Below are 24708 nucleotides of genomic sequence, written 5' to 3'. Positions count from 1 at the left end.
AGGCCATTCCCCGATAGTCAAAAGAACTTTCTCCATGGCAAAGTCAGTCACAACATTCAAAATTTACAGCCCGGATTTTTCCTCAAAATATTCCGTCAAAATTTGCTGATACCGTCCACTTTCCTTCAGCCAATGAAGACCTTTATTAAACTTCTTCACCAGTTCAAGCCCGAATGGTATTCGCCTAGAAATAATAAGATGAGAAGCCCCCTTCCGTATTGGACGTGGGTGCACAACAACATGCGTCGCGTCAGGAAACCGATTTTTCAAAATATGCAGGCCGACTTCCCTGTTGCAAACGAACAGGTCGACCCTCCCAGCCACAAGCATTCTCATGCCTTGCACATATCCTCTTGTCGTGTGGATTTCTCCCGAACCGCTCTTGACCACAGTGGTAAACGTCTCCTGCGCAAGGTCACCCAATGGAATAGCTATACGCATATCCTTAGCGTCCTCTACCTCATTCCATTCAAATCCATTGTATCGATTATAGAAAAAGACTGTTTCTGACTCCATAACTGGGTCACTGTAGAAAAAAAACTTTTCCCTTTCACCACTCTTCAACCACCCGACAGATCCGGTTGCCTCGCCATGACGGGCCTTCTCATATGCTCGTTTCCACGGCAGGCACTCATACACGACCTTAACACCCGAAAAGCCAAAGGCTTCTTCATATACAATTGAAGCCACTCCTTTTCCCGGAAGCTTTGAAGAATGATAGGGAGGCCATTCCCCATACGTCAAAACCACTGTCTCGGCAGCCAAAGAAGGTATGGCAACCATCATGAAAAACAGTATAAAACAAACCGCAAATTGAATACGACACTTCAACCTAAAGACTCCTTTATAATCAATTAACGGATCAAGAGAAGGGAGGCTTACTATAAAGATACCATCACAAAACCAGCTTGGCGATTATAAGTAAACCGTTTCAACTACAAAACATGTGGCCCAAAAAGATGAAAAATGTTTTGCAGTCAAACTGCCGGCGATGACTTGGACCTCACAAGATAAAAAAGCAACTTCCCGCTTGCAGATCACACCATTCGCGATATATTGAGGCCAACCGTTCACCGTCAAACCGATGAAGAGGCTCTTCATGAAAAAAATACGTTTCGGCATCCTTTCAACAGCCAAAATAGCCCGGACAAAAGTCATTCCCGCCATGCAAAAGGGAAAACACACAGAAGTCACGGCCATAGCCTCACGTTCGCTGGAAAACGCACAAAAAGTCGCCGAGGAACTAGGGATTGCCAAAGCGTATGGAAGCTACGAAAAATTGCTGGCCGACAAACAGATTGATGCTGTTTACATCCCCCTGCCAAACCATTTCCATGTCGAGTGGACTCTCAAGGCCATGGACAAAGGGAAACACGTCCTGTGTGAAAAACCCATGGGACTAACTAGTGGCGAAGTCAACAGACTTATCAATGCCACGGTTACAGCCCCGGATGCCAAGGTGATGGAAGGATTCATGTATCAATTTCACCCGCAATGGATTGAAGCAAAACGACTGGTAGACGAAGGACTGATCGGTGATTTGGTTACCATCCAATCCTTTTTTTCCTACTTCAATGCAGACCCAAACAACATCCGAAACAAAGCGGACCTCGGCGGTGGAGCCCTCATGGACATCGGATGCTACCCCGTGTCCCTGTCCCGATTCATCTTCAACGCTCAACCTCGTCGAGCTATGAGCTTCATGAATCAAGACCCCGAATTCGGCACGGATCGAGTCTTCTCAGGCATGCTGGATTTCAACGGAAGAATTTCGACATTCACATGCTCCACTCAAATGGCCGACTACCAACGGGTCAACATCCTGGGCACAACGGGACGGATCGAAATACTCATTCCGTTCAATGCCCCACCGGATGAGCCATGCACAATAATGCTCCAGCAGGGAACCCAAAAGGAAATAACGGTGCAGCCCCTTTCCTTTGATCCTTGCGATCAATATACCCTGCAAGGCGATGCTTTTGCCAAGGCCATTCTTGATGACACGCGACTGCCGACCACACTCATGGACGCATTCGATAACATGCACGTCATCGACGCTCTGATAAAAAGCGCACAAACAGGTCAATGGGAACGAAGCTAAACGTCTACTTCTCTTTTTTCTGAACGGCATGGCGTAATGATTTCAGGAGGTCTTCCGTTTCAATGGGTTTGGGGATGTATCCATCCATCCCCGCATCAAGAAGTTTTTCCCGATCTCCAGCCATGGTAAAGGCTGTCAAAGCATAAATAGGAACATTACGCCGCGACTCGCCGGCCTCTCCCTTTCTGATACTCTTGGTGGCCGCAACGCCATCCATAACCGGCATTTGCACATCCATAAAAACCGCGTCGAACTTTTGTTCACGCAGCATCTCAACAGCTTTCAACCCGTTGGGAACAACCTGTACCGTACATCCAGTCTCTTGCAGAAAACGCTTGCCGACAATACTATTAACACGATCATCTTCGGCCAACAGGATATTAAGTCCAAACTTTTCACCAGCCTCCCCCACCAGTTCAACAGACTTTATCGGCTCCTGTGATGAAGATTCCCCGAACGGCAGCACCAAATGGATAGCACTCCCCGCGCCTACTTCACTTTCCACGGACATATTACCACCCATAAGAGTCACCAAACGCCTACAAATGGACAGCCCAAGCCCAGCCCCTTGATACTTTCGAGTAAAACCTTGACTCCCTTGAACAAATGGTTCGAAAAGGGAATCAATTTTATCCTTACTTATACCAATGCCAGTGTCCGCGACAGAAAAATACACTCGATGCTCTCCCGGCCTTACGGGGGAAAGGGCTGCGACCTCTACACAGACTTCCCCGACATCAGTATACTTGAGGGCGTTTCCCACGAGGTTGATAAGCACCTGTTGAAGACGCGCGCCATCACCGACCACAAAGTGCGGCACGTCATCACCCACAATACAACGCAGTTCGACGCTGTCCGCATTAAATGAAAGATGAAACAGATCGAGAACCTGTTTTATTAAATCAGAAAGGTTGAACGGGGCTTTTTCCACTTCCATCATCCCGGCTTCCACGCGAGACAGATCAAGAATGTCGGAAAGCAACCGGTTGAGCCTTACGGCGGAATCCAATCCCGCCTGAGCATATTCATTTTGCTCATCACCAAGTTCAGTACCCAGCAAAAGCGACAGCATCCCCTGAATACCATTGAGCGGAGTCCGAATCTCATGGCTCATGTTTGCCAAAAATTCGGATTTTGTCTCATTGGCAGCCTCTGCCTGTTCCTTGGCCTCAATCAATTGAGTATGAATACGCTTGATCTCGGCCAGACCTACATCCAGACAATACATAAATTTCTCGCCCAAGGTGGTTTGCTGCATAACGTGCGAAGAATATACCGGCACGAAACTGCCATCCTTGTGAACCAATTCCAATTCTCCCGCCGGAATCGGCACACCATCGGACAACCACATCTTATGTCCCGCCTTCAACGTCTCATGCATGGAATCAGGAATAATCAGATCTTCCAGCAACTCCCCCATGGCTTCTTCCCGACTGTACCCATACAATTGCTCACTGGCGGGATTCCAATACATAACCCGACGATCATGGTCATACCCCTGCACCGCGATCATGTTCACATTCTCAAATATTTCCCTGAAACGCTGTTCACTTTCCAGAACAGCCTCCCGAGCAAGCTTCTGATCCGTAACATCCTCAAGACGCCCCAGAATCAAAACCTGATCCCTCCCCCTATCCTGCGTCAATACCGTGGTCATGACATACCAACGCCCAGTCGCCCCATGAAAAAATTCTTCACTATGAGACCGACCGGTTCGCAAAGTTTTCAAGGCCGGACAATCTTTACATTCCCCACTGTCCCTTTCAATAATCTGATGACATTTCATCCCCCGAATATCGACATCAGGAAAAAGGTCCTGCATCTGCCTGTTGTGCCATGCAACGGTCAAATCCGGATAACACAACACCAACCCGACATTGAGTGAATTAAGGATACTATCAAACCGATCCCGCTCGATCACGGCCCTTGAATACATGTTCTTCACTTCAGTGATATCCCGACCAATGAGATAGACACCAAGTATCTGCCCATCCTCTCCACGACACGGGGTATACCTGACATCCATATGGCGCCCGCCCATACCAGGAAAATCGATCCACCCTTCGAAATGAACATCTTCGCCCGCAAGACATTGCTCAAGATACGCCTTTATGGTCGAATTAAAGACCTCTTCTCCTATCACACACGAAACATGTATCCCTATGACATCCTCTTGAGAAATAGCCCAATAACGACAATATTCCCGATTCACCGCAACGTAGTATAATTCTTTATCAACGAAGCCGATGACATCATGGAGTTGATCAAATACTTCCTGCACCCCGCGAAAGTCCATTACGAGCCTCTCAGTGCCACATGATTGATGGTTTTTCAGAAACAAATTTCACTCATATCACGATACGCTATCACCAATAAATCGCAAGTTTTAGTTGAAGCTGAAAAGAAAAATCACTCCATAAAATCCAGACCGAACGCCTGCCCACAAACAAGACCTCCCCGACACTCAACAGTGCCAGGGAGGTCTTGTCGAAAGGCTTCTCTCTATTTCGTCTATTTTGTCGGAATAAAATTCACGTCCGCAGATTCAATGGGCAAAAGGGTCTTCATGGCTTTAACGTATTCAATGAACGCCACAGCATCAACAAAGCCAGTGTCATATCTTTTTAAAACGTCCTTCATGACAACATAACCATCGCCACCACCTGCGAGATAAGAATTTGTAACCACTCGATATGTACGTTCGACATCAAGCAGTTTCCATTGATCACCCCCCCCCTTGACCTCCAGTCTCGTGATACGATTACCTTCGGACTTGTTCATATCTGCGGTATATCGAGCACCTCCCACATACGGAAAAGCTCCGGCACCACGGGTCACGCCGATTTCCAGCGCTCTTTTCACTTGAGCACCAGTCATATCCATGACGTTGAGAGTATTGCTGAACGGCATAAGCGTATAAGCCGTGCCCACGGTTATGTTACCCCGAGGAATGGAATCACGCACTCCGCCGCCATTCAGCAAGGCAATGTCCACATCTTCACCAGTAGAAGCCATCTTGGCGAGCATACTCTGGCAGACTATCGGAGCGATCAAACTGCCGTGAGGCAAAGAAAGCCCAGATTCATCAACCCCCGGCACTCTAATGTGCGACAAAGTTTGAGCCGCAATACCGATAACATCAGTACGCATTGCATTGACGCCTTCTCTGAACGGCTCAAGAAACGCTTCCGACGCATTGTCTTTAGAAACCACTCTTGCGACTGGACTCTTTTTAACAAGCGCCAACATTTCTTCTCGCTCAACTCCTTCAAGCTCCACTTTTTTCTTGTCTTTATTCTTACGCTTGAAAGTATCCGCCAGCAGCATCACGGGATTGCCTTTCACTGCTGTCACCCGTCCGATATCGTCAAAAGTCACATCCAGACGGCCAAGAACACGCCCCCACTTCCAGGCCGTGACAACATAGACATCATTTCCATCAACGCCTTTGACGACCACCGGATACGTACCATCGGGTTCCTCACCCAACTCTTCCATGGCAACGGAATCACCCAGCAACGAATGGGAATGACCTCCAACAATGATATCCACCCCCGACACCGTGGCCGCAAGCCGCTTGTCCGCATCCAGTCCAACGTGTGTCAGCAAAATAATCTTGTTAATCCCCTGCGCCTCCAACTCCTTGATATACTGCCGAGCGGTTTCGGCTTCATCAGCAAAAACAATGTTGCCTGGGCTGGAGATGATTGCCGTCTCCTTGGTGGTCAACCCGATAATGCCAACCTTCTCCCCTCCGTACGAAGTGATGAAATATGGCATAATTTTACTCGCCAAAATCGGAATAGCCGAAGCATCAATATTCGCACTGACCACGGGAACCTTTGTATATTTGAGGAACCCCGCCAAAAAGTCAGGCCCCTTGTCAAACTCATGATTTCCTAAAGTCATGGCCGTAAAATCAAGCCTGTTCAAAAACTCCATTTCCGGCCTGCCGCCATATTTCATAAAATAGAGATCGCCCTGCACCGCATCTCCGGCATGCAGCAAGGCTACATTCTGCGCCTGACCACGCACACGAGAAACAGCAGTCTGCAACCGCGCCCAAGCTCCTATTTTGACAGATGTAGACTTCCCCTCCGGCTTCAATGTATCCTTGGTCGCATCCAGATACGAATGGGAATCATTGACGTGCAGCACTGTCAGATCAAAACTCCACGCAGTGCCGGCACACGCTATCACGGCCATAAGAACAGCCACAAAACTCCATTTTCTCACCATTCTAAATCTCCTCACTATCTCCACTCAATACCAAGCCCTCCTTGAAAAGAAAACCGCACTCCTCTTTCTTCAAATGAAGTACCTTAAGGCGCAAAGCACCCCCAACAACGTCTCTCCATCCCTTATTCACCAAATTATTTCCTCTCCATATGGAGTACCGTGGGGTGCAAAGCACTCCAACAGCGGCTCTCCATCCCCGACCACGTGAGGCTTGTGAGAGTGATGCAGATGTACATTTTCTCGGGCGCAGTTTCACCGGAGGCGTAGCAGCGCTACGGTGAGGATGAAACGAAGCCCATAAAATGTGCAGATGCGCAGCTCTCACAAGCCGTGTCTCCGAATCCAATCCATAAAAAAAGGGTCCCGCGCCACAGCGCAGGACCCTTTTTTTATGGATTGGATTCGGACTACTTAATAAAGAGCATTTCCTGGTAGCTGGGAAGCGGCCAGAGGTCATCGGCGACCATACCTTCAAGTGCGTCCGCGACTTCACGAACGTCAAGCATGGCAGGCAAAATCTTATCGGTCTTGAACTTGGCTTCTTCCTCGACAGATTTAAAGGAATTCTGCGCCATCAACTCTTCCAAGGCCTCGGTGGTCTTCTGCAATTGACGCAGCTTGTCGGTAAGTTCACTCAAAGTACCAAGCGTCGGCTCGATACCCGCAGCCTTAAGACTGGCAGCGGTGGCAGCCAGTTCACCCTGATACCGGATGGCCGAAGGCAGGATAATGGTCTTGGCAATCTTGACGACCAGAGCAGACTCGGTCTGGACATGCTGATTGTACTGCTCAAAGAATATTTCATGACGCGAGTACATCTCGTCCTTGGACAATACTCCGTAGTCACTGAACACCTTGACGACTTCTTCATCAATGAGATTCGGCAGAGCATCTACAGTAGTCTTCAAGTTAGGCAGACCACGTTTTTCGGCTTCTTTCTGCCATGCATCGGCATACCCGTCACCGTTGAAGATAACGTGTCCGTGCTTTTCCATAATGCCTTTGATAACTTTCTGACAAGCGGAACTGAGCTTCTTGGGATCACCCTTGGTGATCTTTTCGATCTCGTCGCACATGAAGTCCAGAGACTCAGACATAATGGTATTCAAAGCAACCTGAGAACCAGCGATGGACTGATTGGAACCAACAGCACGGAACTCAAAACGATTGCCGGTAAAGGCAAATGGAGACGTACGGTTACGATCCCCGGAATCCATGGGCAGCGGAGGCAAAGTGTCAACGCCAACACGCAGCTTGCCTTTGGCTTTGGTTCCTTTGAGATCACCCATTTCAATCTGGTTGAAGATTTCGGCTAGTTCACCGCCCAAGAAAATGGAAATGATAGCAGGCGGAGCTTCGTTAGCACCGAGGCGATGGTCATTGCCAGCTGTGGCAACGGTAGCACGCAAAAGTTTGCCAAATTTTTCAACAGCGCGAATTGTCGCTGCGGTGATAGCCAGGAACTGCATATTCTCGTGCGGAGTGGCACCTGGAGAATACAGAGAACCTTGCGTCGGCGTAGACAACGAATAGTTCAAATGCTTACCCGAACCGTTGATGCCTGCGAACGGCTTTTCGTGTAGCAGGCAGGCCATGCCGTATCGCTTGCCAACGGCTTTCAGGGTGGTCATGATCATCTGGTTATGATCCGTGGCAAGGTTGGCCTGCTCAAAGACCGGAGCAATTTCGAACTGACCGGGAGCCACCTCGTTATGACGGGTCTTGACCGGCACACCGAGCTTGTACAGCTCACGCTCAACTTCCAGCATAAAAGCAAGTACGCGGCGTGGAATAGCGCCGAAATAGTGATCGTCCAGCTCCTGCCCCTTGGCGGGTTTGGCACCGAACAATGTGCGTCCGCACACCATCAGGTCAGGACGAGCAAAATAAAAATTACGATCCAGAAGGAAATATTCCTGCTCGGGACCAGCATTGGATACGACCATTTCACCATCGTCATTACCAAACAGACCAAGAAAACGACGACCGGCTTTATTAATAGCCTGGTTTGCACGAAGCAACGGCGTTTTCTTGTCCAACGCGTGTCCTTTCCAGGAAATGAACGCAGTAGGGATACACAGGAAAGTACCGTTGGGATTTTCCAGAATGTATGCCGGGTTGGTTACGTCCCAGGCAGTGTAGCCACGCGCTTCAAAAGTGGCACGCAATCCACCGGAAGGAAACGAAGAGGCATCAGGTTCACCCTGAATGAGCAGCTTGGCGTCAAACTCGGCAAAAGCTCCACCCTCACCGTCTGGAGACAGGAAGCCATCATGCTTCTCTGCGGTCAAACCGGTCAGCGGGTAAAAAACATGAGTGTAATGAGTTGCACCCTTGGAGATAGCCCACTCTTTCATTGCGGCAGCAATCGGACCGGCAATGGCCGGATCCATCTCTTCACCGCTCTGCTTGGTCGCCATCAAGGACTTATAGATATCCTTAGGCAACATGTTCTTCATGACCTTATCATTGAAGACGTTGGAACCGAAAACCTCGGTTGGAGAGGTTTCGGAAAAATTCAATGGCTCAACAGTGGGAGTATAGTTGGTCACTGCGGCTATAGCATTTTGACGGGTCTGGTATCCGCTCATCTCAATTCTCCTTCAGGCAAATAAATATGGGTTTTCCAACTCAGGTCGGACATAAGGGCGCCTGCCCCTCAAATATTTCTCTTCGTGGCTCCTCCTAACAAGGATCATGCCAACTCGTAAAAGTACTTAATAAACAATATGATAGCTTTTTATCTTTAATTTTGCCTCAAAAAGATAATACAAAATTGTAGTTTTTACGCCATTTCAAAGCAAGCTATATAACAATTTTGAAAATACAAAAATCATATTTCCATATTGGTATTTCGCGGACACGAGATACCATCATGAATAGATACGGAAAAGCTGTTTTTAAGAAAACCCAGAAAAACCAGAGATCAGAAAGGCGCGACAGTGATAAACTCCATGGGCTTTTTACTGACCGGATGTCTAAAACGCAGGGTGGATGCGTGAAGCTTAAGTTGTCCCGGCCCGGTTCCTGTACCGTAAAGGCGATCTCCCACAATCGGTAATCCCAGTCCTTTTTCATGAGAGGAATGGAGGCGTAACTGATGGGTGCGCCCGGTATGCGGCTTGAACTCTACACGAGTTCGCCCGTCTTCCACACCAATTTTACGCCAACGCGTAATACCATTTTTACCATTCACGGGATCATAAACCTGATACGGTCGATTATCGGGATCCAAACGAAATTTCAATTCAATGACCCCACCCTGTTCTTCCACCACACCATCAAGAAGCGCAATGTATCGCTTGCCCACCAGTCGGTCCATAAACTGTTTGGAAAGCGTCCGGTGGGCATCGGCAGTAAGAGCCAGAACAAGCAAACCAGAAGTGTCTTGATCAAGTCGATGGACGGACGGCTGTTCAATACAGCCAGGATACATCTCTCGCACACGTGAAACAACACAATCCTGATTAGCCTCGCCCTTGCCTGGGACGGACAGCAGCCCACTCGCTTTGTTCACCACCACGATATGTTTATCTGCATGCAAAACTTCCAAACCAAATTCAATCGCCATTATTGTTCCTCCAGACCGCACAGCATATATCCAAGAATGCGGCCACATTTGTGCAGGCAGGACGGATAAAATTCGCCATGCTGTTTGGTCTCGGACCGATTGGTTTTTCCAAAATAGAACTCAGTCAGCCCCAACGGCGTCAGACCATTTGCGGCAGCATAACCAAGCAGCTTGGGTGCACAACAGTCTCCGGTTCCAGTGGGAATACCTTCCTTGCCAAAAACCGCCAGAGGCAACGGCACACATTCCCCACGGAAATTGGACACCCTGAACATTGCGTGAATTTCCTGCATCAACACCTGTGATGCTTTCTTCCGTTTATGGATAAGCTGTTGCCGAGCTGGAGAATCACTTGGAAGTCCAGCTATCTCACGCCCCATCTGTTTGATGTGCCTCTCTTCTTCAAACGTATCTCGCTTGAATCGTAGCACATCCAGCAAAGGATCAACCCAACCGTCCACCTGCCAGATGGAATTATACTGACCGGAAAAAGCCTTGAGTACAAATGTATCCCCAGCCTGATCTCGCACAACCAACACACCAAACATCTGCCCCCGAGCGGGACCATAAAGATATTCAGTGGACAGTCGCGGATCGATTTCGTTATCCGGTACGTTGAAATCAAGACGCCCTTCCTGTTCCAGACGACGGAAAAGAGACAAGGCAGGACTATGAGAAGGGCCGACAGGCAACAGATGCTCTCGCCCACACCGAACACACATGCCTCGGCATGAAGTCAAATGGTCGTGCTCACCCGTCAGTTTGATTGGTTCCAGTATCATATAAGAGTATCGCTGAATTATTCATCTCACAGAAAAAGCCCCACCGCGTGTGCGATGGGGCGAATGTACACGGTCTTTGTCCGAAGACAAAGGGGTATGCCCGTTACTTGACCAATCCAGCGGAGCCAAGAAACTTAACAGACAAAATCTCGTACTCGATACGACCACGAGGAGCGTCAACGATGGCTTCATCCCCCACTTCCTTGCCGAGGATAGCCTGCCCCATGGGGGACAGCACGGAAATGGAACCATTTTTATGATCCGCATCGTCCGGCCCAAGCAAAGTAAAGGTACGCACTTCTTCGGTATCGATATCTTCAATTTCCACAGTAGAACCGAAGATGGCACGATCTCCACCAAGAGTATTCAGGTCAAGTGCATCAAACAACGGCATGCGTGAGTTGATGTACATGATGCGAGCTTCAAGCATGCCCTGGCGTTCACGCGCGGCATCATAACCGGCGTTTTCGCTGAGGTCTCCCTCTTCGCGCGCTTCCTTGATGGCCTGAATAATGGCCGGACGCTGAGCCTTCAAATCGGCCAACTCCTGGGTAATCTTCTCGTGCCCTTCTTTTGAAATGGGAATACGATCCATTTTTGAAACCTCTCTCAATTCAAACGTCAATATATAAAAAAAAGATGCAGATCGCGCGGTTTCCCTAAAAATAGAATCGCGCCCCTGCAAAAACGTCATTTACTCCTGACAATCCTCTCGTTAAAACATCATGAAGCTGCGGTCAAGGGGCGAAGTGTATACTTTTTCATGAACTTCAGTGCAGCCTCCTCTCTTCTCACGCAAGGGAATTATCATTCTCAGACAACACGAATCTGTTGACACAACCCCGTTTTCCGGTTCAAGAATATTTTTTTACGGGATTGGCCATACGGCCACTCCTGCGATTCCCTATTGGGTTGGAGAGGAACGCCTCAAATAACAGAACCGCCTGCCGCGCATGTCATCGCATCTCGACCGGCAGACATTGAACATGGAGGAGAGGATGAAACGATTTACCCTGCTGCTATGTGCGGCCCTTTTGGCATTGACTATCATGCCCGGGCAGGCCTTTGCAAAAGATTTCACCATCGGAATGATTCTGGTCGGTCCTTATAATGATAAAGGGTACAGCCAGGCTCAATATGAAGGCGGCAAATACGTCGAAGCCCACATGGACGGCGCAAAATTAATCTATCTCGACAAAGTCAATCCGGCAGATCGCCCCGGTCTGACCATCCCGCAAATCGTTGATGACCTCGTCGAAAAAGGCGCAGACCTGATCATCGCCGGTTCCGACGACATGAAAGACGGTATTCTTGAAGCCGCCTCCATGCATCCCGACAAAACTTTCCTCCATGTTTCCGGCGACTCCGCTTGGGACGGCAAGGCTCCCGAGAATCTCGGCAACCTGTTCAGCAAGATGGAATATTCCAAGATGATGGCCGGCTTCACTGCCGCCATGACCACCCAGACCGGAAAAATCGGTGTAGTTGGCCCGCTGGTCAACGAAGAAACCCGCCGCCTCATGTCTTCAGCCTACCTTGGCGCTACCTACGCATGGACCAAAGTCCGTGGTAAAGACCTGAAAGACCTTTCCTTCAACGTCAAATGGATCGGTTTCTGGTTCAACATTCCCGGCGTCACCTCTGACCCGACTCAGGTAGCAGGCTCCCTGTTCGACGCTGGCTATGACGTTCTCATTTCCGGCATCGACACTCCCGAAGTCGTCACTGTTGCCAAACAACGCAAAGCCGCAGGCAAAAACGTCTGGGCATTGCCTTACGACTACGAAAAGGGCTGCGAAGGACAGGGCGACATCTGTCTCGGCGTTCCCTATTTCAACTGGGGCCCCGGCTTCCTGCGCGTTTCCAAAGAGGTTGCTGAAGGCACATACAAACCCGGCTTCGTATGGGAATCCCCCTACTGGGCTGACATCAACAATCACGACAAATCCCCGGTTGGCTTCATGCCCGGTGAAGGCATGTCCGCCGACACCCAAAAGGCTCTGGACGCATTTGTCGCCGAACTCGGCTCCGGCAAGCTCGAACTCTTCACTGGCCCGCTCAACTATCAGGACGGCACTCCCTTCCTGAAAGCTGGCGAAAAGGGTTCTGACAAGCAAATCTGGTACATGCACCAGTTGCTCCAAGGTATGGAAGGAATCTCCTCCGCCAAATAGCCGTTCCAAACGGCTCTGGACACAATGATAGTCCTCAACGACATACACAAACACTACGGCCGGGTTCGGGCCAACGACGGCATAAGCCTGACCCTCGAACCCGGCCGCATTTACGCCCTCGTGGGTGAGAATGGGGCTGGAAAGTCCACGCTCATGCGCGTGTTGGCAGGACATACCCGCCCCACATCCGGTACGCTGGAAATCGGCGAGGAGACCATCTCCCACCTCACCCCTACACTGGCACGCAAAAAGGGCGTCGGCATGCTCTATCAGGACCCGCTCGATTTCCCGGCCATGCCTGTATGGGAGAACTTCCAACTCGGTGCGCCCAAGCGTTCCAAGCAGGAAGTGGTCGATGTCATCGGCGAGCTGTCTTACCGACTGGACGCCTGTTTCCTGCCGGACGAGCCTGTCTCGTCTCTGACTGTGGGCGAACGGCAGTTATTGGAGCTTCTGCGCTTGCTCGACCTCGGAGCGACCACTCTGATTCTGGACGAACCGACCACCGGCATCACCCCGGAACAGAAACAGGACCTTTTCGATCTGCTGATGAAACTTGCTCGGGAAGAGGGGCACACCATTATTCTGGTGACGCACAAGCTTTCCGAGGCTTTCGAGATGGCGGACTCCATCTTCATCATGCGCCAAGGGGCATTAGTGTCGACCCTTGAACCGCCCTACGATGAAAAAGAACTTGTTCACCTCATGTTTGGCGACGCCGCTGACGGTGAAGTTGAGGCTTTGCCCGAACTTCCGTCTAAAGACACGACCCCTCGGCTTACAATGCGTGACACCTTGTTCGCGGGTCCCAAATATTCCATGGGCAACTTAAATTTTACGGCCCGTCCCGGTGAATGTATCGGGCTGGCGGGTTTGGACGGATCAGGGCAGGAACTCTTCCTGCGCGGCCTGTGCGGTTTGGACCGTATGCCTGACGGCGCTTTTGATCTGGACAACTCCACATACCGGTCCAACGACTTTGCAACATTGCGCAAGGCTGGAGTCCAATTTGTTCCTGCGGACCGGTTGCAAATGGCTCTGTTCCCGGCGCTGAATCTCATGGAACACATCACCCTCGCTTTCCCGGACAAAAAAGGCGACCTGACAGATTTCTATCAATCCCAATGTGTTGACGGATTCAACCTCCGTGCCCACCCCGAAACTCAAGCCAACGAACTGTCCGGCGGCAACCAGCAACGGCTCCTGCTTTCACTCATCCCCAATAACACCAAGCTGTTGCTCATGGAGCATCCCACACGCGGCCTTGATGCCGGTTCTGCACGACAGGTGTGGAACCACCTCAAAACCCGTTGTGCCAACGGCTCCACACTAATTTTCTTTTCACCAGACCTCGACGAGGTGCTGGAACACAGCCACCGGGTCATTGTTTTCTATGACAGAGCTATTGCCGCTGTGGTGGAAGGTGACGACATCTCCATGGAAGTAATCGGTGCGCTCATGGCCGGTAAAAGCATGGAAGATATCAAGGAGAGCAACTCATGAACCGTGATTCTCTCCTAACTCAATTCGGGTGGATCTGCGCGGCCTTCGGTCTGGCGTTATTCCTGACCATCCTCGTGGCGTGGCCTGCTGGTGCACCGCCTTTTGAAACCATTTATGTCCTGTTCAAAGGCGGCGTCAGTTCCATGTCCAAGATTGGCCGGGTTCTGGCTGGTTGGGTACCACTCACGCTGTGCGCCGTAGGATTGCTCGTCCCATTCACAGCACGACTGTGGAACATCGGCGTTGAAGGACAGGTCATCATGGGAGCCATCTTCTGTACTGCGGCTCTGCGTCCTTTCGACGACGGCGGCGCTCTTCAGATAGCCCTCGCCATTGGCGCGGCCATGCTCGGCGGCGCACTCTGGGCACTCCTTGCAGGGTGTTTGCGCGTCTTTGGCAGAGTCCATGAAATATTCTCCGGCCTCGGACTGAACTTCGTGGCTCTAGGCGTCACGCTCTGGCTCATCTTCGGCCCATGGAAACGTCCGGGCGTAGCGTCAATGTCCGGCACCCAACCGTTGGACATGTCCCTGTGGCTGCCACGGCTTGGCAAACTTTCAGTAAGCTGGGTTGGACTGGCCTTGGCTATTGCCGCCACCATTTTTGTCTATATCCTGCTTTACCGCACCAAATGGGGACTCAAAATGCGCGCCGTGGGCGAAAATCCCAAGGCTGCCACCTTGTTCTCGCTGGGACCACGCCGCCGGTTGCTTCAGGCCTTCATGATCTGCGGAGCCTTGGCCGGACTGGCCGGAGCCACTCAGGTCCTCGGCGTCTACCATCGACTGCTCCCCGCCATTTCCTCCAACTACGGGTATACAGCTCTGTTGGTCGGAATGATGGCTTCATTCCGACTGCCACTGGTCCCGTTCATCTGCCTGTTCTTTGCCATCCTGAACGTCGGCTCAATCCAGTTACCACTCCAGTTGGGACTTGACTCTTCCCTGTCTGGCGTCATTCAGGGCGTCATGGTCCTCTCCCTATTCATTGTCCAAGGGTTGAGACTCTGGCTTAGACAAAGGAAGGAGGCAGATTAAATGGAAACTTTTGGACTGACTCTTGCCGCAATTCTAGTAGCTGGCGCACCGCTTGTTCTCGCGACACTCGGAGAAACGCTCACTGAAAAAGCAGGCATCATCAACCTGTCGCTGGACGGTTCCATTCTGCTGTCCGCCATGGCCGCCTTCGTTGTATCCGTAACATTCGACAACCCATGGCTCGGCTTGTTGGCAGGCATGGCCGTGGGTGCAGCCATAGCAGGTGTCCTCGGTGTCGTCGGCATCTACCTCGGTCAATCACAACTCGCCATCGGGTTCATTCTGACCCTGCTCTGCCGCGATTTGGCATATTTCCTCGGACACAATTACTCCCGCCAACCCGGACCAGACCTCGGCCTGTGGTCTATTCCCGGGATCGGCAACATTCCGTTAATTGGCCCGATATTCAGCACCCAATCTCCGGTAGTCTACCTCGGCCTGGTGGCAATTTTTGTCTGTTGGTGGTGGATGTATAGAACCGAAGGCGGCATGCGCCTTCGGGCTGTCGGGGAATCTCCGCGTGCAGCTTTCGGACGCGGCATTCGTGTTCGTCTGGTCAGACTCTATTACTGTCTGGCGGGTGGCGCACTTGTCGGCATGGCCGGTGCGGCATACTCACTGGCCGTCAAACCAGGATGGGGTCGTCCCCAAGGATGCGAAGGTGCGGGCTGGATTGCCCTTGCCATCGTCATCTTTGGTGGCTGGCATCCTGTTCGAGCCGCGCTTGGCGCATTCTTCTTCGCAGGATTGCAGGTGTCCGGTATCTATTTGCAAGAAGTCTTTCCGTCAATTCCGGCCCCGGTATTTCAGGTCGCCCCGTTCCCCATGATGATCCTCACCTTGCTGGCCGTAAACATCGGTCGCATGGGGTGGATGCAGGACATCGTCCGTCGCCATCCATTCCTCAAAACCTTTTCCAAAGGCTGGTCCATCGATGCTCCTGCCGCTCTCGGACAAGATTTTGACCCCAAAAAGGGTTTGTAGAGCAATCAATTCACTGAACCTGTTGCCCATAAGCACAAAATTAGCTAACTATCTAGTAAGTGAATATAAACTTTGCCGAGGGGACAATGAGTACAGCAGACCAACCGACAGTCCTGATTGTCGACGACAACAGACTCAATATCGACCTATTGGTCGACATTCTTGAAGACGACTACAAATTGCTTGTCGCGCTCAACGGAATCACTGCGCTAGAACTTATTCAGGATGCCCTGCCGGACATCATTCTTCTGGATATCATGATGCCGGAAATGGACGGTTATGAGGTCTGCAAAAGACTCAAGAGCGATGAACGTACAGCCAGAATTCCCATCATTTTCATTACAGCTAAGACACAGACGGAAGATGAAGCAAACGGACTGGCTCTTGGGGCTGTAGATTATATCACCAAACCAGTGAATCCGGCCATTGTTCAGGCCAGGATAAAAACACATCTCGCTTTATATAATCAAAATCGGGAACTCGAAGACAAGGTCCGCCAACGCACCAAGGAATTAAAGTTCAGCAAAGAAAAGGCGGACGAAGCAAGCAAAGCAAAATCTGCATTCCTGGCAAATATCAGCCACGAACTGCGTACACCTCTCAACCACATCATGGGATTGTCCAGTCTCCTGCTGGAAATGGACGAGGACCCGGAACATCTGGAACTGCTCGGACCTATCAACGACGGCGCAGTCCACTTGACCGATCTCTTCGATCAACTTTTGAATCTAACTACGCTTGAGTCAGATGCTGTCGACATCACCTTCAAGACATTCGACATAAAAAAGGCTCTTTCCCAGCAGGCTGCTATTTTTTCCTCGTACGCCAAAAAAAAGAATCTTGAATTTGAATTCACGATTCATGCAGATATCCCAAAAACGATTCATGGCGCCCCCATTGAGACCGCTCAGGCTCTCAGCAACGTACTGCTCAACGCCTTTCGATACACGGAAAAAGGGAAGATTTCTTTAGATGTTCGCATCGACCCGGAAAACTTCGCCGGGACAGCATCGAATAAAATCATGCTCAGGTTCACAATTTCAGACACAGGGGTAGGTATTCCGGCAGACCGGCTACAAAGCATTTTTAAATCCTTTGAAATTGGCGAACGTGTCATGACAAAACGACTGAGTGGCTCCGGCGTTGGCCTGACCATCTCCAAATATCTCACCGAAAAACTGGGGGGATTAATTCGTGTCGAAAGCACCGAAGGAGAAGGAAGCACCTTCACCATTTCCATCCCGTTCACGCTCATGGATTGATTGCCAAAACCAACGCAGGTTACACGATTTCCTTGTCTGAAAGCGGTATTGAAAAGATAAAACAGCTCCCACCACTCTCAGCGGGTATCATTTTCAACTTCCCGCCATAATGTTCCACGATCTGCTGACAGATAGCCAGCCCGAGACCGGTTCCAAGAACTTGGCTTGAACGCTTATTTACATCGTGCGCCTGATAAAAAATATCAAAGATTTTTTCCCGATCATCTTCGGAAATTCCTCGACCTGTGTCGCACACAGAAAAATGGCTAACACCTTCGGCCTCAACTGCAGACAGCGTAACACTGCCTAATTCTGTATATTTAAAGGCATTATCCAGAAGATTGATTAATACTTGATGAAGTCTGTCGGCATCCACATTTACAGCCGCATCACTCTCAGGAGTTCTGACGACAAAATCCACCTTCGGAGTTGCCTCAGCCCTTCCAGCGACCGACTCTGCCGCGCGAACAATGATATCCTGAACCAACAAAGTCTGATCGCGCCACTCCATCTTCCCGGCTTCTATCTTGCTCATATCAAGCAAATCATTGACGAGTCGCCCAAGTCGCTCCGCTTCAATACGAACGATAGACAAATTCCTAGCAAACCTCTCTGCCTGCACTTCGCCATTCGCCAAAGTTTCAATATGAGAACGAAACTGTTTTTGAAAACTCTTTTCCATAAGCTTAAGAAAACCGAGTATTGATGTCAGTGGCGTTCTCAGTTCGTGGGAAGCCGAAGCCAAAAACAACGTTTTCGCCCTATCCATGGCAATGAGTTTCTGTTCTGCATCTCTACGAACCGCAATTTCTTTCTCACGCGAACTGCTATACTCTTCGAGTTTTTCCATAAACGTATTGAAATACTGAACCAGAATGCCAAGTTCATCATTGGAAAATTGACGCATACGTACGGAAAAATCACCATCAGCTGCCCGAGCCAGATCAATCTGCAGCTCATTCAAGGGGCGGGTAATCAATGAACCGATGCCCATGGAAATAGGCACCATGAACAACAACCCCACCAGCAGTGCACCGATGAAGATGAATTTGACGGCTTCAAGCGGAGCCTGAAAATCCTCATAGTAACTCGACGAGGCAACAACCCATCCCATTTCCGGGATATCCATGAAATACACAACTTTTTCCTTGAGTTCTGTATCACCCGGATTTTTCCAAAGGTAGTCAAAATGACCATTTTTTTCTTCAACTATACGACGGGCTATAGCGCTCAACTTTGGGTCGCCGTATTCTCCATAATGCTTCCCTTCCAAATAGGGATGAAGAAGCATTTTACCGTCATAATCAAGAACAAAAGGGTACCCAGACTTGCCAAAACCTAACGAAAACAATCTTTTATTCAAATCTTCAACATTAATCAGCTGAATGAACTCATCACGATAACTCGACACTGAGATAATCCAGTCCCACGGTTCGAAATAAGCCATAAACACAGCTTTGGGCCTCACCTTTTTTTCAAAAGGTTCCTTCCAGTCATATTCAATATATCCAGTTTTGCGCCGTATCTGTTCTTTGACAAAAGGCAGACCCGACAAATCCACGTCAAGAAGACTGTGTTTGTGATGAACAACCATAATGCCATCACTGTCGAGGCAGTAGATCCGACCGGTCGTGCCAATGGTCTGACTCAAAAAACTTTCTCGGGCACGCTGTTTTGCCTCTTGCTCGGTTATCCGCCCACGCCGCACTTGGCGGTAAAGTTGTTTCGCCTCTTCGAGATTTTTTTCAGCCACCGCCCGCATATAATTTTTGATGGAAACATCGGCTGTCGTATGCACCATGTTCTGGATCATCTCGGTAGTACGACTCAACTCACTCTCAATGGACTCCTGAATAATATTGGTCACCAAGGCATAAATAACAATTCCGACCACACTGAAAATGAGCAAAAAAGCGCAGGCATACGCTACAAACATCTTATTACGAATCTTCATGTTTCGAATCATGCGTCACTGCCCTTTTTCCAGAGAAAGAGCGGGGGTAAAACCACGCGGACCAAACAACCCTTCAAAAGGGAAATTGTCGATATTGGCCGACGTCACCATGGGAATAAACGGCCCGGATCGAAATGGAAAATCTTGGCCGGCTTTCTCACCATTGAGCAAACGAATCATCATATCCACGGCCATACGTCCCTGAAACACCATCAGGTCAGAAGGAGCGCCAGCCACGTCACCCTGACGAATCTGCTCATAAAGATCCTGGGTCAGATATGTCCCGACGACAGTCGTCTCTTGTCCCATTTTTAACCGCGCAAAGACTTCTGGGGCCACTTCGGCAGCCACGGCATTACCTACAAGGTAATGGGCGGGACCGACAGCTTTGAGACTCGCCTCAATCAAAGCACGTTGTTCATCATGGCCCGTATCTCCATAACGCACATCCAGTATATCCACTTTCCCAGGATAATACCGTAAAGCATCCTCAAAACCGGCTAAGGTTTCAGGCGCCCATCCTGATTTTTTGGGGCCGGGGAAAAAAGCAATTGAGACGGTATCCAACCCAGCGTTTTCTGCATGTTCAGCGACATACTCACCCGCAAAATAGCCCATTTCATAAAATGAAACCAATGCCTTGGCCGAGACATCTGCCGAATGGACATCATTGACCACTTCCACGACAGGCACACCAGCGTTTCTAGCCTGCGCAATATCACAGTCATTCCCGGTGTAGCTGATGGCTCCCAAGACAATGCCATCGACATGCTCTTTGACAAATTTCCGCATCTGGGATTGCTGTCTCTCTAGTTCTCCATACCCCCCAGCTTCCACCAGTCTAATGGAAACACCAAGCCTTTTAGCTTCGTCGATGATGCCGTAACTTACGGCAGTCCAATAATGGTCTTTAAAATGAGGAAGACAAACGCCAATGACGTAAGGAGAATCGGCTAGGGCTGGAGAAAGCCACTCTTCAAGTTTAGGACGGTTAAGACTTGTCGAGGCCCGTCCGGCTTTCTTTGCAGTAACATCATACGCACCATAAAAACTCTTAACCTGAATGGGCCACCATGGAATTTCTTCGCCACTTGCCATGGCAGGAAAGCTCGCAAACATCCAAAAAAGGACACTCACAAAGGCTGTGAAGATTGCTACTACATGGTTTGATCGCTTCAAGGCACTGAGCATGAACACGCACTTTCGTTTTATAAATATAAAAAAGGGACACGCCACGAATAAAGAATATTAACAAATGAAATGGCAAAAGAACAATCCCTTTAGAAATCAGCATCTCTTTGAGTCGTATCTTGTCCACCAACTACATAGCCAAGAATGTATCTTGCCGATATAATAAATCAATTTCACCCAAAACGATGAATTACTCTATCAAAGCTCGTGATGTCGTCATATTTCCCTCCATCCTCGAAAAAAAACTCCATTTGAAAAAGTGTTTTGGTAGAAAAGTTACAAGTATACCAAACTCTGACACAAAAGGGATAACGCGCAATCAAGGGAGAAGAATCGTCTGTCTGTGGCTTATTTCCTGCTACGGGGTAACCGGATATTCATTCTAATTGGATCAAATATTTCAGTTTGTTTCACAAAGAAAACAACTTTTTTCTGTTTTTCAATGGAACTTTTAGTCAAAAACGTTCCGATGAATATTCATATTTTGCATTTTTCCTCGGAATAAACTGCGCCCAAAAAGCACTTCAAAACAACGTTTACTTGATTTTTTCCGATATTCAGGGCACAAGGACTCTGCTCAATCCAAGATTGGGTCTATGCCCATTCCGGACTCTCTCGCCCGACAGATCATGTCGGACGGACATACCCATTTAGGAGGAAATTATGAAACGGACTATGACTCTCTTCATTGCTTTGGCGATCGCCCTGTCCATGATCACCACAGCTTTTGCAGGCAATCTCACTGTTGCCACAGACACCAACTTCCCCCCGTTTGAATTCAAAGACCCCAAAACCGGCGAACACACCGGCTTCGACGTTGAAATCTGGGCTGCCATTGCCAAGGAAATCGGCGTACAATATGATCTGCAGCCCATGGCTTTCAAAGGTATCGTTCCCGGCCTGCAATCCGCACAGCTCGACGCTGGTATTGCCGGTATGTCAATCACCGACAAACGCAAAGAAGTCATCGATTTTTCTGACGGTTACTATGATTCAGGTCTCCTCCTTCTCGTGAAGTCCGACGATGAAACCATCAAGGACATCAAGACCCTGGATGGTAAAGTTGTCGCAACCAAGCAGGGAACCACCAGTGTTGAGTTCCTCAAGGAAAACGCCAACCCCAAAGAAGTAAAACTGTTCCCCAATGACAATGCCATGTTCATGGAACTGCTGACTGGCGGCGTGGATGCAGTCATGTTTGACAAGCCTGTTGTCGAATCTTTCGTATCCAAACGCGGCAAGGACGAAGTCAAAATCGTCGGCGATCTGTACGCAGGTCAGCCTTACGGCATCGGCTTCCCCAAGGGGTCCGAACTGGTTGCCAAGGTTAACGCTGCTTTGAAAACACTCAAGGCCAACGGCACATACGGCACTCTTTACAAGAAATGGTTTGGTGTTGATCCCCGTTAGTCTCTAACAATACTTGTTTTATCCCTGGGGGCGGCATAAGCCGCCCCCACTGTTTTTTCTTACACAGGGTGATATTATGGCTTTTGAATTCGAACCGTCCGTAATGATAGAATCTCTGCCCCTGCTCATGGGGGGCGCGAAGATGACCGTTATCCTGACCGTGGGCGGTCTGTTTTTCGGTTTCATCCTCGGTGTCGCAGCTGGCATGATGAAACTATCCCGAAATATTTTTGTGCGTAAACTGGCCGGCATTTATGTCGAAACCATACGTGGCACTCCCATGCTCGTTCAGGCAATGTTTCTCTACTTCGGTATCCCCATGGCTCTGGGTATACGCATACCGGCTGTTGTTGCGGGCATTATCATCATCGCCATCAACTCCGGCGCATACATTGCTGAAATTGTGCGAGGCGCGGTCCAATCTATCAATCCGGGGCAAGGTGAAGCAGGTCGTTCCATCGGCTTGAATCGCTTCCAGACCATGCGCTACGTAATTTGGCCCCAGGCCCTCCGCCGCATGATCCCGCCCCTTGGCAACCAGTTCATCATCAGCCTCAAGGACACCTCCCTGCTGATGATCATCGGTGTAGGCGAACTGCTTCGCACCGGAGACGAAATCGTGGCCGTCAACTTCCGTTCATTTGAGGTCTACCTCACCTGCGGCCTAGTCTATCTTGTCATGACCATGAGTATTGCCAAAGCACTTAGAATTGTTGAAAATCGTTTGGCAGCCGTGGGCAAATAGAGAAATCATATGATCCAAATAAAAAATCTTCACAAAAGTTTTGGCGATCTCAAAGTCCTTAAAGGCGTGGACATAAACGTTGAAGCAGGACAGGTCGTGGTCATTATCGGTCCATCCGGTTCCGGTAAATCCACAGTACTTCGCTGCATCAACAAGTTGGAAGAACCGACTTCCGGCACCATCATCGTGGATGGGTTCGACATCATGGACCCCAAAACAGATATCAACATGGTCCGAACGGAAGCCACCATGGTTTTCCAGCAGTTCAACCTGTTCCCGCACATGTCCGTATTAGACAATGTTACACTCGGACCGATCAAGGTCCGTGGCATGTCCAAAACTGATGCCATGAGGCTCGGCATGGACCTTCTGAAAAAAGTCGGATTGGGAGACAAAGCCGGGAACTACCCGGAACAGCTCTCCGGCGGACAGAAACAACGTGTCGCCATCGCTCGTTCTCTTGCTCTTCAGCCCAAAGCGATCCTGTTTGACGAACCGACTTCTGCTCTTGACCCGGAATTGGTTGGAGAGGTGCTTGAGGTCATGAAACAACTGGCACGCGAAGGTATGACCATGATAGTTGTAACGCATGAGATGGGTTTTGCCAAAGAAGTGGCTGATCGTGTTATCTTTATTGATGAGGGTAAAGTCCAGGTTGATACAGACCCGGAGACATTTTTTGCTCATTCTGACAACCCTCGCCTCAAAGACTTTCTGGGGAAGGTTGTGTCGCATATTTAGTTTTTTATTGCTTTTGATTAAAGAAGGAAGGGCCGTCTTGGGACGGCCCTTTTTATTGGAAAGGTGCGCCTTCGGCGAGAGTCATTGAGAACGGACTTTAGAGCCTGTCCAGCGTGGCGTAACGTGCCCGACCGAATCTATATCACCGGCAATCCTGTCAGGCAGTGAAGCCGTGTACAGGCTTTTGGGACATTTATCAGGCACCTCAACTACTCAAAAAAACTATTGAAAACGCCAACCATTGGAATACACGTCAAATGTATCCTTTCTAATACGTCCGGCCAAAGTGATATTATTCCGTTCAGCGTAATTGATGGAAGAGCTGGTCGCCGCAGAAAATCCACAAAGAATGGGAATATTGGCAGTTGCAGCCTTAAGGGTCAACTCAAGTGCCAGCCGTGATGACAACATGGCAATATTCACCCGATCCAGAGTCCCTTCCAGAATAGCCCGCCCGATAGCCTTATCAAAAGCGTTGTGACGCCCCACGTCTTCACCAAAAGCAATCAACTCGCCATCTATGGAAAACAACGCTGCGGCATGGGTCGAACGGGTATTCTTGTACAAATTCTGCCGTCGCTCAAAAGTTTGCTTCAGATCAAAAAGCCGTTCTGGCGTGATATGCGCAGGCCTCGGCGACGGGAATATACGATGAATACCATCAGAGGTTTTAAGCGTTACTTCCGCACGGGAAGAAGACCTATAATGGAAAGAACAATCCAGCACGTCCGCACTTTCTCGAATCATGGAACACGTAAAGAGGTGCCCCACGATCAAAGGCAAATCATCGCCCGGGGTCCGTGTCAGCAGACCAAACTCCCGGCCATTCACGACGACACTGATATCCGACTCCACGGCGACAAGCCCCTCCTTGAAGGAGAGCTTGCCACCGGCAAATTGCTGAAGAGTAACCGGGCAGGCCAATTGTACCGATTGGACAGGCTCAATATCCTCTTGCCGCCAGTCTTCGGCTTCATTCTTCAATGCATACAATTTAACATGCGGCATGACCTG

The 24708-nt window shown here is 49.6% G+C and carries 19 protein-coding genes; 9 read left to right on the top strand and 10 right to left on the bottom strand.

Annotated features, from left to right (window positions below; all coding sequences use genetic code 11):
• Window positions 1–63: 63 nt before the first annotated feature.
• Window positions 64–783: a substrate-binding periplasmic protein gene (locus tag SYK_RS14870; RefSeq protein ID WP_431194115.1), complete on the bottom strand. Its 720-nt coding sequence runs from the start codon at window positions 781–783 to the stop codon at window positions 64–66.
• Between the two features lie 316 nt (window positions 784–1099).
• Between SYK_RS14870 and SYK_RS14865 the strand changes: the two genes are divergently transcribed.
• A complete protein-coding gene (locus tag SYK_RS14865; protein WP_281761056.1) occupies window positions 1100–2101 on the top strand; it encodes a Gfo/Idh/MocA family protein in 1002 nt (333 codons plus the stop codon).
• Window positions 2102–2105: 4 nt separating this feature from the next.
• On the opposite strand, the gene SYK_RS14860 is transcribed toward SYK_RS14865, so the two are convergent.
• The 6 genes from SYK_RS14860 to greA form a co-directional block, all read right to left on the bottom strand.
• Window positions 2106–4397: a PAS domain-containing hybrid sensor histidine kinase/response regulator gene (locus SYK_RS14860; protein WP_281761055.1), complete on the bottom strand. Its 2292-nt coding sequence runs from the start codon at window positions 4395–4397 to the stop codon at window positions 2106–2108.
• Between the two features lie 215 nt (window positions 4398–4612).
• Window positions 4613–6340 carry a bifunctional metallophosphatase/5'-nucleotidase gene (locus SYK_RS14855; protein ID WP_281761054.1) on the bottom strand — a complete coding sequence of 576 codons (1728 nt, stop codon included), beginning with the start codon at window positions 6338–6340 and terminating at the stop codon, window positions 4613–4615.
• A gap of 407 nt (window positions 6341–6747) precedes the next feature.
• The gene (locus SYK_RS14850; RefSeq protein WP_281761053.1) at window positions 6748–8931 is read right to left on the bottom strand and encodes a glutamine synthetase III family protein; all 2184 of its coding nucleotides are present in this window, start codon (window positions 8929–8931) and stop codon (window positions 6748–6750) included.
• A gap of 335 nt (window positions 8932–9266) precedes the next feature.
• Window positions 9267–9911 (bottom strand): RluA family pseudouridine synthase, encoded by a 645-nt coding sequence (locus tag SYK_RS14845; protein WP_281761052.1) that lies wholly within the window; start codon window positions 9909–9911, stop codon window positions 9267–9269.
• On the bottom strand, window positions 9911–10693 hold the full coding sequence (locus SYK_RS14840; protein WP_281761051.1) for a hypothetical protein: 783 nt from the start codon (window positions 10691–10693) through the stop codon (window positions 9911–9913). Before SYK_RS14840 ends, SYK_RS14845 begins: the two co-directional genes overlap by 1 nt.
• Before the next feature lie 103 nt (window positions 10694–10796).
• Entirely contained in the window at window positions 10797–11288 is a 492-nt protein-coding gene (gene greA, locus SYK_RS14835) for a transcription elongation factor GreA (RefSeq protein WP_281761050.1), read from the bottom strand.
• A 403-nt stretch (window positions 11289–11691) separates the two neighbouring features.
• On the opposite strand from greA, the gene SYK_RS14830 reads away from it, so the two are divergent.
• The 5 genes from SYK_RS14830 (at window position 11692) to SYK_RS14810 (ending at window position 17653) form a co-directional block, all read left to right on the top strand.
• Window positions 11692–12867, top strand: a complete 1176-nt coding sequence (locus SYK_RS14830; RefSeq protein WP_281761049.1) for a BMP family lipoprotein — start codon at window positions 11692–11694, stop codon at window positions 12865–12867.
• A 24-nt stretch (window positions 12868–12891) separates the two neighbouring features.
• Complete coding sequence (locus SYK_RS14825) at window positions 12892–14370, top strand: ATP-binding cassette domain-containing protein (RefSeq protein ID WP_281761048.1); 1479 nt, start codon at window positions 12892–12894, stop codon at window positions 14368–14370.
• Window positions 14367–15407, top strand: coding sequence for an ABC transporter permease (locus SYK_RS14820; RefSeq protein ID WP_281761047.1), 1041 nt, complete (start codon window positions 14367–14369; stop codon window positions 15405–15407). The genes SYK_RS14825 and SYK_RS14820 overlap by 4 nt, the downstream gene beginning before the upstream one ends.
• Window positions 15408–16391 (top strand): ABC transporter permease, encoded by a 984-nt coding sequence (locus SYK_RS14815; RefSeq protein ID WP_281761046.1) that lies wholly within the window; start codon window positions 15408–15410, stop codon window positions 16389–16391.
• Between the two features lie 86 nt (window positions 16392–16477).
• Entirely contained in the window at window positions 16478–17653 is a 1176-nt protein-coding gene (locus SYK_RS14810; RefSeq protein ID WP_281761045.1) for an ATP-binding response regulator, read from the top strand.
• Window positions 17654–17672: 19 nt separating this feature from the next.
• Here the strand turns inward: SYK_RS14810 and SYK_RS14805 are convergent, their stop codons facing one another.
• Window positions 17673–19607 carry a cache domain-containing protein gene (locus SYK_RS14805; RefSeq protein WP_281761044.1) on the bottom strand — a complete coding sequence of 645 codons (1935 nt, stop codon included), beginning with the start codon at window positions 19605–19607 and terminating at the stop codon, window positions 17673–17675.
• 15 nt (window positions 19608–19622) lie between these two features.
• Window positions 19623–20786: a TMAO reductase system periplasmic protein TorT gene (gene torT / locus SYK_RS14800; protein WP_281761043.1), complete on the bottom strand. Its 1164-nt coding sequence runs from the start codon at window positions 20784–20786 to the stop codon at window positions 19623–19625.
• Window positions 20787–21461: 675 nt separating this feature from the next.
• Between torT and glnH the strand changes: the two genes are divergently transcribed.
• The 3 genes from glnH (at window position 21462) to SYK_RS14785 (ending at window position 23694) form a co-directional block, all read left to right on the top strand.
• On the top strand, window positions 21462–22208 hold the full coding sequence (gene glnH, locus SYK_RS14795; RefSeq protein ID WP_281761042.1) for a glutamine ABC transporter substrate-binding protein GlnH: 747 nt from the start codon (window positions 21462–21464) through the stop codon (window positions 22206–22208).
• Window positions 22209–22284: 76 nt separating this feature from the next.
• Entirely contained in the window at window positions 22285–22953 is a 669-nt protein-coding gene (locus SYK_RS14790) for an amino acid ABC transporter permease (RefSeq protein ID WP_281761041.1), read from the top strand.
• A gap of 9 nt (window positions 22954–22962) precedes the next feature.
• Window positions 22963–23694 (top strand): amino acid ABC transporter ATP-binding protein, encoded by a 732-nt coding sequence (locus SYK_RS14785; RefSeq protein ID WP_281761040.1) that lies wholly within the window; start codon window positions 22963–22965, stop codon window positions 23692–23694.
• A gap of 222 nt (window positions 23695–23916) precedes the next feature.
• On the opposite strand, the gene SYK_RS14780 is transcribed toward SYK_RS14785, so the two are convergent.
• Window positions 23917–24702, bottom strand: a complete 786-nt coding sequence (locus tag SYK_RS14780) for a formate dehydrogenase accessory sulfurtransferase FdhD (protein ID WP_281761039.1) — start codon at window positions 24700–24702, stop codon at window positions 23917–23919.
• Window positions 24703–24708 lie beyond the last annotated feature (6 nt).

Source organism: Pseudodesulfovibrio nedwellii (assembly GCF_027923765.1).
In the GTDB taxonomy this organism is placed as follows: Bacteria; Desulfobacterota; Desulfovibrionia; order Desulfovibrionales; family Desulfovibrionaceae; genus Pseudodesulfovibrio; species Pseudodesulfovibrio nedwellii.
This window is presented reverse-complemented; position numbering and strand designations above follow the sequence as displayed.